The following is a 14,148-nucleotide window of genomic DNA, read 5'->3' on the forward strand; positions in this document are numbered from 1 at the left end:
ATTCTTCGCTACTCGTGTTATAACCTTGACCACATTTCCCTACACACTTGATCAAGGAATACATCATGTCCGAACAAATTTATCAGGATGCGTTGGCTCGTGTTCGTGAAATTGGTGAAAATGCAGGCGTTAACGCCGAGGTTATTGAAAGCCTAATGCACCCGATGCGCACCATGATTGCCTCGCTACCGGTAAGAATGGATGATGGCTCAACCGAATACTTTACAGCTTACCGTTGCCGTTACAATAACGCCTTAGGCCCGACTAAAGGCGGTATCCGCTACCACCCAGAAGTGAACCAGCCTGAAGTCCAAGCTTTGGCTTTGTGGATGACCATTAAATGTGCCGTCGTTGGCTTACCTTACGGCGGTGGTAAAGGCGGTATCACCGTCGACCCTAAAAAATTATCACGCATGGAACTAGAGCGCTTATCACGTTCGTATGTTCGTCAAATGGCGGACATCATCAGCCCTGATCGCGATATTCCAGCACCGGACGTTTATACCAATGAGCGTATCATGGGCTGGATGATGGATGAGTATGAACATATTACTCGCCAAAAAGCTCCCGGTGTTATAACGGGCAAACCGATCAGTTTAGGCGGCAGTCTGGGGCGTGATGATGCCACTGGTCGCGGTGCTTACATGTGTATTCTTGAGCTTGAAAAGAAACATGGCTGGAATCCATCGGACATCAAAGTTGCCGTTCAAGGTTTCGGTAATGGTGGTTATCATGCCGCTCGCCTACTTCATGAGCGCGGTTATAAGATCGTTGCCATCAGTGACTCGCGTGGCGGGATTCACTCTGACAGCGGCTTCGATGTACCGAGCATTTACAAAGAGAAGCAACGTTCTCGTCAAGTCAAAGCGGTTTATTGCACCCAGTCTGTCTGTGAGCAAGTTGAACACAACACCATTTCTAATGAGCAATTATTAGAGCTGGACGTTGATATTTTGATCCCAGCAGCACTCGATGGTGTCATTGGCAAACATAACGTTGACAAGATTAAAGCAAACTACATTGTCGAAGTTGCGAACGGTCCTGTGCTGAGTGATGTTGACGCAATCCTTCATGACAAAGAAATTCATGTAGTTCCAGATGTACTCGCTAACGCGGGTGGCGTTACCGTTTCGTATTTCGAGTGGGTACAAAACCGTTCAGGTTACGCTTGGGATTTGGATACCGTCCAAGAACGTCTCGGCAAGATTATGTCGAAAAGCTTCAATGAAGTTTGGGACCTTGCTAAGTCGGAAAACCGAAGTATGCGAAATGCAGCCTACACACTGGCTTTCCGCCGAATTGGCGAAGCAGTCGGTGCTCACGGCACTCGCGATTACTTTAACTCAAGCGACGCTTAAAGCCTCCAACGAGTGAAAGTCAGTCAATAAAAAAGGCGCTGGAAACAGCGCCTTTTTTTCATCGTTCAACCACCATTGAATTCATACCATGAGCCGTTAATACAGAACCTCATCATCAACGTCTTCATTAACTTTCGATAACAACCACTCTCTGAAGGCCACAATTTTTGGTCGATCATGAGAATTCTCTGGGCAAACCAAATCGTATGAGTGCCCACTATCAACCACAATATCAAATGGCGCGACCAATCTCGCTGTGTCTAAATCCATTTGCGACAACACACTGTGTCCCATCGCAACACCCTGCCCGTGACGCGCAGCCTGTAGCACCATTCCTGAGTGACTGAACACTGGGCCTTGATCAGGATTAACACCTTTTACATCGGCATGCTTAATCCACGTACGCCACTCTTCAGTCGTGGCATCGTGAAGTAGCGTATGGTTTGCCAGATCCTGTGGTGAATTCAGCGAGCCAGAGTCTGCTAAGCCCGGAGAACACACTGGGGTTAAGTGCTCTTGGAACAACTGATCGCAGTGCAAACCAGAATACTCCCCTTTACCATAATAGACGGCGATATCGACGTCTTCACGCACAAAGTCTACTTCCGTATCGGAAGCTTTAATTCGAACATCAATTTCTGGGTACAGCTGACTAAACTCTGCCAAACGCGGTACCAGCCATAAAGTCGCAAAAGTCGGAATCACACTAACCGTCAATGAACCTGTTGCACCCTGAGCTTTAACCTGCTCAGTCGCATTCACCAGCTTTTCAAAAATATCACGTATCTTCGGCCAATAAAGCTGGCCTTCATCAGTCAATAAGAGTTTCCGATTCCTTCGGATGAACAATTCAACACCAAGATAGTCTTCTAAAGCCTTGATTTGATGGCTAATTGCAGCTTGGGTTACAAACAACTCTTCAGCCGCTTTAGTAAAGCTTAAATGGCGCGCAGCAGCCTCAAAAGCTCTTAGGCTATTCAATGGGGGCAACCGTCTAGGCATCACCGCTCCTTAACATTAGTTTTTTTAATTTGAACCATGAAAATATATCGTTTGAATCTGGTCATACTACTGTATATTATTTGACCTGCCTTGAGGGGCAACACCAAACCAGCTTTTAAGGTTGGCTTGGCCTAGACAAATATTTGCCAGATGCCTCTATTTTGTCAAATCCCCTTATCAAAAGGCAAACACTTTGTTAATTTTTTTAATGATTAAAGAAATTAACATTGCTGGTTTTACAGAATAAGCTCTGCTTATTCTACCCAGAAGTTTACTTCTGGTAAGTTGGTAACTTTTAGTTTCATAGACTGACTCCTTTAGTTAGCGAGCGGGACATAATTTATATACCTACCCCCATTTGGTCCTAATGACCCGCAGATTGCTAATATATGGCTTGCACATTGCAAGCCTTTTTTTTATCTTAGCGCCACGTCTGACAAATTCCGCGTCCTATGTCTCATACCACTAGCTCAGTAATCATGGTTCCGCCAAGCGACTTTTGCTTCAATGCAGAAACCGCCCAAGATAATGAATTTCAACAAAAAACTGACCAGCCCCACTACCTCGTCAAAGAAAGCGCGCTCGAAGAGTTTACCCTGATGGTGAATCAACTGCGTGATCATCATGTGGAGGTGTTGTTACTCAACAAGCATCACGGCGATCCCGAAATGCCTGACGCGGTATTTCCTAACAATTGGTTCTGTACGCGCCATGACGGCACGATTGATATTATGCCAATGAAGACGCCTAATCGCCGTCTTGAAGCCCGTCCAGAGGCCTTGGCTAAGCTGTTAGAGCATAATGGCTATCAAATTAGAGAAATTAATCAACTTCAAGATTCCGGAGAAGCCTTTCTAGAAGGCACTGGCGCTATGATTTTTGATCATCGCCATACAAAAACTTATGCGGCGCTTTCCGAGCGTTGCGACAGCCAGCTACTCGCTGATTACAACCGTCAACGTGGCTATGAGACCATATCTTTCAATAGTTTTAGTCGCAAAGCCACACCGTTTTACCACACCAACGTCATGATGAGTGTGGGCGAACAGTTTGCGGTGATTTGTCTTGACTCTATTACAGATCCGCAGCAAAGAGCTAGCGTAGAAAGTCAGCTTAAGGCAGATAAAAAGCAGATTATTGATATCAGTTTAGCGCAAGCCGAAGAGCACTTCTGTGCCAATGTGATTCAGCTAAGAAACCTCAGGAATGACCCTGTTATCGTCTTATCTGGATCTGCCTACCATGGCTTTACTAAAGAACAGCGGCAACAGATTTCAGCCCATGGAAAGCTTATTCCGTGCGACATACACACTATCGAAAGCATTGGTGGCGGAAGCGCTCGCTGCATGATTGCCGAAAACTTTCTGCCTAGACAGTAATTAATATTAGACACAAAAAAGCGGCCCGAGAGCCGCTTTTTTTATAACATGATGGGTAACCAGGAATTAGCCGGTAACAATCATCCGCATCATCTCAGCTGTCAAGTAAGCACCGAAGGTACCCACCGCATAACCAAGAATCGCGAGCAATACGCCCACAGGCGCTAGAGACGGGTGGAACGCCGCTGCCACGACAGGTGCTGAGGCAGCACCACCAACGTTCGCTTTACTACCAACTGCAATAAAGAACGCTGGCGCTTTAATCGCCTTCGCCACGATGAACAGTAGAATAATATGAATCATCATCCATACCGCACCGACAAAGAATAACTGCCAGTTATGGTAAATTTCACCCAAGTTCATTTTCATACCGATACTGGCAACGAGAACGTAGATAAATACCGAGCCGATTTTCGAGGCACCCGCATGCTCATATTCACGCGTTCGAGTAAAGGATAAACCAATACCCGCGAAGGTTGCCGTCAGAATTAACCACAAGAAGTGACTGTCCAAGCTGTACTCTTTCGCCCACTCGAACTGACCAAAGAAAGGCCCTAACCAGCTACCGATAAGATGGCCAAAGCCCACTACCGCAAACGCAATACCCAGAATAATCATATAATCATTCAAGTAAGACACGCGCTCATTTTCACGAGTATACTTCTCGACGGTCAGCTTAAGGTCTTCAATTTTTGAGTTATCAGCACCCAGCATTTTATCCATGCCATCTGATTTCTTGGCCATGATCAACAGACCGATCATCCAAATCTCAGCAACCAGAACGTCAACCGCAATCATGGTGCCGAACAAGCTTTCTTCAACGTTATACAGTTCTTTCATCGCGGCCTGATTCGCGCCACCACCAATCCAGCTACCTGCAACAGTGGACATACCTTTCCAAACGTCGCCCGCAACCCACTCTGGGCTGATTACGTGGAATAGCCAAATGGCTAATGGTCCACCGATAATAATACCCACGGTCGCCGTAAAGAACATCGCAAGCGCACGCCAGCCAAGACCAAAAATCTTTTTAAGATCAATACTTAAGGTCAATAGGAACAAACTCGCAGGAAGCAAGTAGCGTGATGAAATGTGATAAATGTTGTCACCCGCATCAGCGGTGAAAAAACCTAAAGAGTTCAGAGCTCCAGGCACAAAATAACACAACAATAACGCTGGAATGTGTTTATAGAATTTGTGCCAAAAACCGTGTTGACGGCTCGAGGTGTAAAAAATAAGTCCCAATACCGCCATAATCAAGCCAAAGGCTACGGCATCAGACTGAATCAGTGCTACTGTCTCAGTAGTTTCGGATACTGCCATGAGTCAATCCCCAAAATTGCAAGCGAGTTAAAAGTTTATAGATATTAAGAAACAACGTGGATTTTACGCAAGAAATAATTTACCTCCCACGCTGGTCCCACGAGTAAAAATAATAAATCTTTAAAAAATGAAGGCTTTTTACCTTCAATTTTATGTCCGATAAATTGCCCAATCCAGGCGAGCACAAAGACCGCCAGAGCAATTTGCCACAGGGCAAACGGTGCAACCTGCTCAAGCCAGGATGCCAAGCTGAGCATACCAATACTAACCACCAGCATGACGCCGAAAATGGCAATGCCGAAAGCAATATAAAAGAGTTGCGCCAGAAAAACAAAAACTGTCGCCCAATTCAGCCAAGGGTGAAACTGCAAGGACTCGGGTACAGGTACTGCCCACAACAAGGCTAACACAGACCACATAATGGCTGGAACACACATCCAATGCAGAAGCTTGTTTGTTGGATTTCGGTGGCTCTCGCTGTACTCAGCGATCCACTCCTGACCTGTTTTCATCCTAACCCCTTCGCTGAAAAAAAGTCATCATATCATACAAGATTGTAAAATTAGTCGTAAATGAAAACCTTTACCGCTGTCACTGCTCATATTTTGTGCTATTAATAAATAGTTTAGCCCTATCGGCTTAAACATAACAATTATCTAAACTAATAGAGGGGGTCTATTATGGGTATGATGAGTGAATTTAAAAAGTTTGCGGTAAAGGGTAATGTGGTTGATATGGCGGTCGGTATCGTCATTGGTGCAGCTTTTGGCAAGATTGTTAGCTCTTTCGTCAACGACGTTTTAATGCCGCCAGTTGGCATGCTTATTGGTGGCGTTGACTTTTCAGACTTAGCCTTTACCTTAAAAGAAGCCGTTGGTGAAAAAGCTGCTATTACTATCAATTACGGCAGTTTTATACAAACAGCTCTCGACTTTATCATCATTGCGTTAGCTATCTTCATGGTGGTCAAAGGCATGAACAGCTTGAAAAAGAAAGAAGAAGCAAAACCTGCAGAACCGCCAAAACCGTCTAATGAAGAGTTGTTACTGACAGAAATTCGCGATTTATTGAAAAAAGACTGAATCTCGATATACACTAACCGGCCCGCTAAGCGGGCTTTTTTTATGACATACTAAGAATCATGCAATGGATCATTTAGAAGCAAAACTTCTCGAAGAAAAAAATTACCTGTGGGAACACTTTAAGTTTAACGCCGAGCAGCGGTTAAGAGCCTTTAACTTCTTCGTGACCCTTTCCATGTTTACCGATGGCGGTGCTTTTGCCGCATTTGAAAAGAACGTCCACCCTGTTGTGCTCCTGCTTATTGGTGGCTTAATTTGTATTTTAGCGGTAGCTTTTATGGTGCTGGATATTCGAAGCCAGGTTTTACTCAGACTCACAGTACCAGGGCTAATTCGATGTGAGGAAGAGTTCTCAGAGCCATCACGGCTGTTCGCGCTGGATGAAGCCAACTTGAGTAAGTACCTTAGGTACACTTTTATCTTTAGAGCTCTGTTTATACTTCAAGGGATTTTTGGGGTTGCTATTATCGGCTATTCCCTCTATCAGTTGATGAATTAGGGGCTGCGTGTTCCTTGCAGCCCGCCCGTATGGATCACCAGAACCTTACTTCCCGACGGAATTTTGCCTAAGGCGAGCCAAGATTGTAGTGCCAGAAAGGTTTTGCCGTTATAGACCGGATCAAGCTTAAAGCTATTGGTCAATTCCAGTGAGCTTATCACCTCATCAAGATCGGCGTTTCTTTTTGCAAAACCACCACAATGATGCTGCGTATCCAATGACCAATTAGAATCGCGCGGCCCAATGTGCTTGCCCAACGACTCTTGTAAATAGTCAGCGCCCGAGAAAGCTGCCACACCAACAACATGGCTATGGTTAAAAGTTTTGCTTAGGCCACATAAAGTCGCCCCTGAGCCGCAGCCAACAAAAATATAGTCATAATGCTCATCGACTTCCTGAGCAATATCTTCAACACCACGGATCGCCAGCTGGCCAAAGCCGCCCTCACTCAGCCAATAACTGTCGGGGGATTGCTCGGAAAAACGACTCCAATGGTTGTCTTGACGCAAAGCCGCATACTCTTGGCGAGAACAAAATTGCAACCTCATGCCCCAACGCTGACAATCCTCTAGGGTCGGTGTTATGGCTTGGTTTGGATGGGCACGGACAAAACCTCGGGTTCTTAAATTTAACGCCTTCCCTACATACGCTAATGCATGCAGATGATTCGACCAATTTCCGCCCATAGAAATAAGCTCAGAACACCCTTTCTCTTGCGCATCGCTTATCAAATACTTCAACTTACGCCATTTATTGCCTGAGATGACTGGGTGCAGCAGATCATCGCGCTTAATATCAACGTTGACAGATTTCTGCTCGGCTAGCGACCACTTGACGACTTGGGTGGGCGAGTGATTCAACTCAATCATTGGATTCTCTTGAATGATAATCCATGCATTGTAGCTGAGGCGGGTTCAAATATAAAAAAAACCGGCTAACCTTTTCAGGCAGCCGGTAAAGTATTACTAAGAGGTAGAAATTTACAACTTATTTAGAAAGTTTCTTCAATTGCATTTCAGCAATTTTAGCAGGTAGTGGGATATAACCATCTTTCACCACAACTTCTTGACCAACTTTCGATAGAACCATTTTCAAGAACTCAAGTTCAATTGGAGAAAGTGGCTTGTTAGGGTGCTTGTTCACATATACAAACAATTGACGACCTAGTGGGTAGTCACCAGAAATTGCGTTTTCTGGAGTCGCTTCTACGAAGTTTGTGTCGTCTTTCTTTGTTAATGGAACAGCACGAACGCCCGATGTTTTGTAGCCGATACCAGAGTAACCAATACCGTTTTTCGATAAGCTGACTGACTGAACCACAGACGCAGAACCTGGCTGCTCGTTTACTGAGTTCTTAAAGTCACCCTTACAAAGTGCTTTCTTTTTGAAGTAACCATAAGTACCTGATACTGAGTTACGACCATAAATTTGAATGTCGCCTAAACCATCAATACCGATGTTGCTCCAATCAGAAATATCACTATCCGCACCACATTTGCGCGTTGACGAAAAGATTGAGTCAACTTGTGAAATGGTTAAGCCTTCAATTGGGTTATCTTTGTGTACGTATACAGCCAATGCATCAATCGCAACCGCAACAGGAGTAGGCTTGTAACCATGTTTCTTTTCAAAAGACTCAAGCTCTTTATCCTTCATCATGCGGCTCATAGGGCCGAAGTTTGAAGTACCTTCAGTGAGTGCTGGTGGCGCAGTCGATGAGCCAGCTGCTTGAATTTGGATATTAACGTTTGGGTATTGACGCTTGAACTCTTCAGCCCATAAAGTCATTAAGTTAGCCAGCGTGTCAGAACCAACGCTAGAAAGGTTGCCAGAAATACCGCTTGTTTTTTTATACGTCGGTAAGTTTTGATCAACTTTCGCTTCAGCAAACGCGCCTAGTGAGAAAGTTGAAACTGCTGCCGCTAGGGCAACTTTTTTGAATAAATTCATTAGAATTCTCCAAGTGAGTATGATTAACAGACGCTGTCATTATGGGACTCTAATGTTAAGGCCTTGTGACTAGAATATGACGCTTTTGTGACAAGTCGCATTTGCTTTATTAAACAATTTTTTTGGAACGAAAATATAGAAATATTACATTGCAATCAGTAAGTTAAGAGCGACAAGTTGTATTATCAAGAGGTCCTAGACTAAAGCCTAATGGTAACCACTATTCGCCACTGTCACAGGCGATATCGCTGATAATGACGGTCTATATGACAGGAAATTCAATCTTAAGGTTACTGGGATTTAGGGAAGTAACAGGTAAAGTCAGAGCCCTTTCCAACGGTACTGTTTATATCCAAGTAGCCACCATGACTTTCAAGCACATGCTTCACAATAGCCAACCCCAGCCCTGTTCCGCCTTGCGAGCGATTGCGTCCCGAATCGACTCGATAAAAGCGTTCGGTTAAGCGAGGGATGTGCTCTGGCTCAATTCCGGGACCATTGTCACTGACCGTCATCATGTAACTTTGATCCGACTCTTTCCAATAGATATCGATGCGCCCTGCTTTGTGTGTATACCGCACAGCATTAAATACCAAGTTAGAAAAAGCACTGCGCAGCTGTTTTTCAGATCCGGTTAGGGTTGCATTGCTGTGAGAGTGGAACAAAATGGTTTGGTTCTTTTCGCCACTGAGCACTCTCGCTTCGGCACAAATGCTATCCAACATTATATTGATATCGATATCCTTCGGCTTACCATTTTGCGCAGAATCTTTAGCATCTAGTCGCGATAATAATAATAAGTCGTCTACTAAATGCCCCATATTCAGCGCTTGCTGTCGCATCATCTGGAGCGGCTTCTCCACGTTAGCCAACTCAGGGTACATTTCAGGATCAAGCATTTCCAGATAGCCGTGAATTACCGTTAAAGGGGTTCGTAGTTCATGCGAGACGTTAGCCACAAAATCTTGACGCACTCGCTCAAGGTGATGCTTCTCAGTGACATCGCGAATCATCACTAAGCGCTGATCATTGTTATAGGGCGTGATATGAATGTTAAGAATTAAATTTTCATCAGCCGGGGAATGAATCGTCAACGGCTTTTCATAATCGCGCGCTTGTTCATACTCAATAAAGCTCGGATGACGCAGCAAATTAAACAAACGCTGACCAATGTCGGTACTGGCTTTTAAGCCCAGCAATTTTTCGGAGGCTTTATTAAACCAGCGAATCTCCCCCTGATTACTAATAATAAGTGCACCCTCTCGCAAAGCGGAGGTTGATGCCCTAAACTCAGAAATAATCCCTTTGAGTTTTTTCAACTCTTTACGATTTTTTCGCTGTAACACATAGAGATGATTGAATATTTCTCCCCAGATCCCCGGGGCTGCGGGCGGGTATAACGAACGAGATTTAACTAACCACTTATAGAGTCTAGACAGTTGGACGAGATTCCAAACGAGATAGCCAAAGATGATGACCGCAATAGATGCTGCGGCTCGATCGAATAAAGATCCAATCAAGCCTACTACTAGAATAACAAAGGCTAACGTCCAAAACTCAGTTTGCCAGTAACGGTTAGTCCACATCGGCTAAAGCCTTATCTGCTTGATAAACGGTAACCAGAGCCTCGAACCGTCTGAACATAATTTTCGACCTCATATTCTGCTAAAGCTTTACGTAAACGTCGAATATGCACATCCACTGTCCGCTCCTCTACCACCACTTGTTGTCCCCAAACCGAGTCCAACAACTGACCTCTGGAAAAAACCCGCTCAGGATTACTCATAAAGAAATGCAGAATTTTATACTCAGTTGGGCCGAGGTGAACTTCCGAGCCTTTAATAATAACTCTGTGACTGGCAGTATCAATTTGGATAAAACCATGAGACAGCTTTTCATCAGCTTGAGCTGCTAATCCACTACGGCGTAAAACCGCTTGAACCCGCGCCAACAACTCTCGTGGTGAAAATGGTTTCACCACATAATCATCAGCACCAACGTCAAGTCCCTGTACGCGGTCATCTTCTTCGCCACGAGCGGTCAGCATGATGACTGGCACTGATCTCATGTCAGGATCTTTTTTGAGCTTTTTTGTTAACTCAATACCTGAAGCTCCCGGTAACATCCAATCAACTAAAAATAAATCCGGCTTGTAACCATCTTTGATCAATCCAAACACACGTTCAGCAGTAGCAGCTTGTTCCACCTCATAGCCAGCCTGGGTCATGCAAAAGGCTAACATTTCGCGGATATCACGTTCATCTTCTAAGATGAGAATATTGGCACTCATGTATTCTAAAGACTCCTTTTTAAACGGATAATAGCTCTAGTTTCCTGTTATTACCAGTTAGTTACGTGTTTTTACCAGCCTATGAATCTCATCCCACGTCAAATGCCTTACATCTTGACCTTGAACAAGATAGACAATGTACTCACAAATATTATGAGCATGATCACCAATGCGCTCCAATGCACGCGCTGCCCACAAGAAATCTAACACCTGTGTAATACTGCGCGGTTCTTCCATCATATAGGTCATGAGCTGACGCGAAATTGCATCGTACTCATCATCCGCTTTTTTATCTTTTTTAGCGACTTTAACAGCCGACTCAGTGTCCATACGCGCAAAAGAATCTAGCGCCTCATGTAGCATATTCTTGACTAAGCTGCCTAAGTGCTGCAATGCACCATAATGTAGCTTTCCGCTAAGCGGCGATGTTTCCTTTGACTCAGCAATATCGACAGCCATTCGAGCAATTTTTTCGGCTTCGTCACCAACACGCTCTAAATCTGTAATGGTTTTTAGAACCGTAGACACCAGTCGCAAGTCACTCGCTGCCGGTTGGCGTTTAGCCAGAATCTTAACGCATGCTTCATCGATGTTAATTTCGAAGTCATTCACACGATCATCGTTATCAATCACTTCATTAGCTAACTCAATATCATGCGAGTTTAGCGCTTCCAAAGCCTTTGTTAACTGTTCTTCTACTAAGCCGCCCATCGCCAAAACTTCTTCACGAATATTTTCCAAGTCTTGGTTAAACTGCTTAGAAATATGTTGCCCTAAGTTTTCAGTATCCATCATTCGTTACCTCAAGTTTAAATAGCTTAACCGTAGCGACCAGTAATATAGTCTTCGGTTTTCTTCTGCGATGGGTTGGTAAAAATGGTATCCGTTTGATCAAACTCTACCATATCGCCCATATACATAAATGCTGTGTAGTCTGAAACACGAGCTGCTTGCTGCATGTTGTGCGTTACAATGACAATGGTGTAGTCATTTTTTAACTCGTGGATCAGCTCTTCAATTTTTAAGGTTGAGATTGGGTCCAATGCTGACGCTGGTTCATCCAACAACAACACTTCTGGTTGTACAGCAATCGCTCGCGCAATACACAGACGTTGCTGCTGACCACCAGACATACCCAGTGCGTTCTCATGCAAACGATCCTTAACTTCGTCCCAAAGTGCCGCTCCTTTCAAAGCCCACTCTACAACCTCATCCAAGACACGACGCTTGTTAATTCCTTGTAAGCGCAGTCCGTAGGCAATATTTTCATAAATAGACTTAGGGAATGGATTAGGTTTCTGAAATACCATCCCAACATTGCGTCGTAACTCTGCAACGTCTACGCCAGGTTTATTAATGTTATTGCCATTAATATTAATATCACCCTGAACGCGCGCGATATCAACCAAATCATTCATTCGATTAAAGCAACGCAGCAACGTCGACTTACCACAACCCGAAGGTCCAATAAAAGCCGTGACCTTTTTCTCAGGGATCTGCATGTCGATGTCATAAAGCGCTTGTTTTTGACCGTAGAACAAGTTGAGCTTTTCAACTTCAATCGAAATTTTCTCTTCGGCTAAACGCTGTTCAATTGTCTTTTCTTCCAATACTTGTGTCATTTCAATTACCTCAATGGAATTCTTTACTGCTCAAGCGACTTATATTTTTCGCGCAAGTTATTACGGATCTTAATGGCCGCAATATTTAACAAGATGATGATTAACACTAATAATAGTGCCGTCGCATAAACTAATGGGCGTGCCGCTTCAACGTTAGGACTTTGGAAGCCTACGTCGTAAATATGAAAGCCCAAGTGCATGAATTTTCGCTCCAAATGTAGGAACGGCGCATTACCGTCGAGCGGCAACGTTGGCGCAAGTTTCACCACTCCAACCAACATCAAAGGCGCAACCTCACCAGCGGCTCGAGCCACTGCCAAAATCAAACCCGTCATCATTGCTGGACTCGCCATAGGCAGTACGGTTTTACGCAAAGTCTCAAACTTGGTCGCACCTAATGCCAAGCTTCCTTCGCGAATTGACTTAGGAATACGTGCCAGACCTTCCTCAGTAGAAACAATTACCACTGGCAAGGTTAATAAAGCCAACGTCAATGATGCCCAGATTAAACCCGGCGTACCAAACATCGGTGAAGGCCCCACTTCCGGATAGAACAATTCATCAATCGAGCCACCCAAGAAGTAAACAAAGAATCCTAAACCAAACACACCGTATACAATCGAAGGGACGCCCGCTAAGTTGTTCACCGCAATACGAATGGTTCGTGTCAATGGCCCCTGCTTCGCGTATTCACGCATGTAAACTGCAGCAACGACGCCGAGCGGAGTCACAATAACGGACATAAGAAGTACCATCATGACAGTACCAAAAATCGCCGGGAACACGCCGCCTTCTGTATTCGCTTCTCGTGGCTCATCAAAAACAAACTCACCAATCTTTGAGAAGTAGTGTCCTAGCTTCGACCAGAAGCCCATTTTGTTTGGCTGAAAGGCTCTAACAATATTGCCTGCCGTTAGCGTCACCGTTTCGCCGCCAATCAAATTAAATTCAGCGGTATCGCGTTTAATATCCGTATAAAGGTTTTGCAGTTCTTCTTGGTAACTTAAGAACTCCTGCTGCAACGCTTCTTTCTGTTGTTCAATGTTAGCCTTGGCTTCGTCAGTAAATTCGTTCTCAAGCTCTAAGCGACGCTGCTCTAGTCGTAATTGTTCCAGCTCGTAGTTAATACTACCGATGTCATCGGTTTCGATGTCACGAATTTGACCGTGAATCTCTAACGCGCGGTCGACAATCTCATGCAAAGCCTCAGTATCTTCCTGGTAAACCGTACCGTCCTTAGTCACCGAGCTTAAGAAGCCGTAGAGGTTGCCCCACTCACGTCGCTCAACAACAATCACATCTTCGTTAACGCGAGTATCCTTGATATTTTTTACATCCAGCCATTTAAAGTCCAAGCCATAGACGTCACGATTCCCCATCTTCAGCAGGTACTGCTTGCGCTCTACCCCACCTTGGATGTCATCTTCGATGTTATGTATTTCGCCCATCACCTGAATGTTTTGTTGGCCTTCAGTAACCTCAAAGGTTTTAACTTCAGCGGGCCAGAAGTGGCTTAACCCTCTGACGGCAATCAGTAATAACAAGCCAACAACCATGATGATTGAAATACTGATGGCGCCGGCATTTAACCATACCCAGTGCTGTCCACTGTTAAAGAATTTTTTACTCATCAGTCATTCCTC

The 14,148-nt window shown here is 44.6% G+C and carries 13 protein-coding genes and 1 pseudogene; 4 read left to right on the plus strand and 10 right to left on the minus strand.

Annotated features, from left to right (window positions below):
* Window positions 1-65 precede the first annotated feature (65 nt).
* Entirely contained in the window at window positions 66-1,358 is a 1,293-nt protein-coding gene (locus tag ABD943_RS03685; RefSeq protein ID WP_345291828.1) for a Glu/Leu/Phe/Val family dehydrogenase, read from the plus strand.
* 96 nt (window positions 1,359-1,454) lie between these two features.
* Here the strand turns inward: ABD943_RS03685 and ABD943_RS03690 are convergent, their stop codons facing one another.
* The gene (locus ABD943_RS03690; protein ID WP_345291829.1) at window positions 1,455-2,360 is read right to left on the minus strand and encodes a transcriptional regulator GcvA; all 906 of its coding nucleotides are present in this window, start codon (window positions 2,358-2,360) and stop codon (window positions 1,455-1,457) included.
* Window positions 2,361-2,812: 452 nt separating this feature from the next.
* On the opposite strand from ABD943_RS03690, the gene ctlX reads away from it, so the two are divergent.
* Window positions 2,813-3,739 (plus strand): citrulline utilization hydrolase CtlX, encoded by a 927-nt coding sequence (gene ctlX, locus ABD943_RS03695; RefSeq protein ID WP_345291830.1) that lies wholly within the window; start codon window positions 2,813-2,815, stop codon window positions 3,737-3,739.
* 66 nt (window positions 3,740-3,805) lie between these two features.
* On the opposite strand, the gene ABD943_RS03700 is transcribed toward ctlX, so the two are convergent.
* Together ABD943_RS03700 and ABD943_RS03705 are read right to left on the minus strand one after the other, a co-directional pair.
* The gene (locus ABD943_RS03700) at window positions 3,806-5,062 is read right to left on the minus strand and encodes a DUF819 family protein (protein ID WP_345291831.1); all 1,257 of its coding nucleotides are present in this window, start codon (window positions 5,060-5,062) and stop codon (window positions 3,806-3,808) included.
* Between the two features lie 44 nt (window positions 5,063-5,106).
* Entirely contained in the window at window positions 5,107-5,574 is a 468-nt protein-coding gene (locus ABD943_RS03705; protein ID WP_345291832.1) for an Mpo1 family 2-hydroxy fatty acid dioxygenase, read from the minus strand.
* Window positions 5,575-5,742: 168 nt separating this feature from the next.
* On the opposite strand from ABD943_RS03705, the gene mscL reads away from it, so the two are divergent.
* Both mscL and ABD943_RS03715 read left to right on the plus strand, forming a co-directional pair.
* Window positions 5,743-6,144 (plus strand): large-conductance mechanosensitive channel protein MscL, encoded by a 402-nt coding sequence (mscL, locus tag ABD943_RS03710; RefSeq protein ID WP_345291833.1) that lies wholly within the window; start codon window positions 5,743-5,745, stop codon window positions 6,142-6,144.
* A gap of 64 nt (window positions 6,145-6,208) precedes the next feature.
* On the plus strand, window positions 6,209-6,643 hold the full coding sequence (locus ABD943_RS03715) for a hypothetical protein (RefSeq protein ID WP_345291834.1): 435 nt from the start codon (window positions 6,209-6,211) through the stop codon (window positions 6,641-6,643).
* Here the strand turns inward: ABD943_RS03715 and ABD943_RS03720 are convergent.
* The 7 genes and pseudogenes from ABD943_RS03720 to pstA form a co-directional block, all read right to left on the minus strand.
* The gene (locus tag ABD943_RS03720; RefSeq protein WP_345291835.1) at window positions 6,640-7,512 is read right to left on the minus strand and encodes a 1-aminocyclopropane-1-carboxylate deaminase/D-cysteine desulfhydrase; all 873 of its coding nucleotides are present in this window, start codon (window positions 7,510-7,512) and stop codon (window positions 6,640-6,642) included. The two genes, ABD943_RS03715 and ABD943_RS03720, sit on opposite strands and share 4 nt — an antisense overlap.
* A 118-nt stretch (window positions 7,513-7,630) precedes the next feature.
* Window positions 7,631-8,593 (minus strand): PstS family phosphate ABC transporter substrate-binding protein, encoded by a 963-nt coding sequence (locus tag ABD943_RS03725; RefSeq protein ID WP_345291836.1) that lies wholly within the window; start codon window positions 8,591-8,593, stop codon window positions 7,631-7,633.
* A 290-nt stretch (window positions 8,594-8,883) separates the two neighbouring features.
* Entirely contained in the window at window positions 8,884-10,179 is a 1,296-nt protein-coding gene (phoR, locus tag ABD943_RS03730; protein ID WP_345291837.1) for a phosphate regulon sensor histidine kinase PhoR, read from the minus strand.
* 11 nt (window positions 10,180-10,190) lie between these two features.
* The gene (phoB, locus tag ABD943_RS03735) at window positions 10,191-10,883 is read right to left on the minus strand and encodes a phosphate regulon transcriptional regulator PhoB (RefSeq protein ID WP_345291838.1); all 693 of its coding nucleotides are present in this window, start codon (window positions 10,881-10,883) and stop codon (window positions 10,191-10,193) included.
* A 57-nt stretch (window positions 10,884-10,940) separates the two neighbouring features.
* Entirely contained in the window at window positions 10,941-11,678 is a 738-nt protein-coding gene (phoU, locus tag ABD943_RS03740) for a phosphate signaling complex protein PhoU (protein ID WP_345291839.1), read from the minus strand.
* A 23-nt stretch (window positions 11,679-11,701) separates the two neighbouring features.
* Window positions 11,702-12,442, minus strand: a pseudogene (pstB, locus tag ABD943_RS03745) (phosphate ABC transporter ATP-binding protein PstB); the annotation flags it as partial.
* Between the two features lie 86 nt (window positions 12,443-12,528).
* A complete protein-coding gene (gene pstA, locus ABD943_RS03750; RefSeq protein WP_345291841.1) occupies window positions 12,529-14,136 on the minus strand; it encodes a phosphate ABC transporter permease PstA in 1,608 nt (535 codons plus the stop codon).
* Window positions 14,137-14,148: the final 12 nt, after the last annotated feature.

Origin of the sequence: Kangiella marina (assembly GCF_039541235.1) — a bacterium.
Classification (GTDB): Bacteria; Pseudomonadota; Gammaproteobacteria; order Enterobacterales; family Kangiellaceae; genus Kangiella; species Kangiella marina.